Origin of the sequence: Mycobacterium sp. (assembly GCF_008709575.1) — a bacterium.
GTDB lineage: Bacteria > Actinomycetota > Actinomycetes > Mycobacteriales > Mycobacteriaceae > Mycobacterium.
Window position 1 is genome coordinate 1 of the sequence record NZ_VYIK01000483.1, and the last position, 240, is coordinate 240.

A 240-nucleotide genomic window follows, 5' to 3' on the forward strand; every position below is an offset into this window, starting at 1 on the left:
CCCCGACCGGGATTTGGTGATTGTCGTTGCGGCAGCGGTGATTGTGGTCACGCTCGTCCTGCAGGGCATGACCCTGCCGTGGCTGCTGCGCACACTCGGCGTCGGCCGGGAGGACTCCCGCGAACAAGAGCGGTTGGCCCGGCTGGAGGCAGCCAACGCCGCGCTCGACTGGCTCAACGACCAAGCCGAGGCACAAGAACCCTCCGACGCAGCCGTTGCGTCGCTGCGCAGCTTGTATCA

At 67.1% G+C, this 240-nt stretch carries 1 pseudogene; it reads left to right on the plus strand.

The window, feature by feature from the left end:
* Positions 1 to 240: pseudogene (locus tag F6Q13_RS19710) on the plus strand (hypothetical protein); the annotation flags it as partial.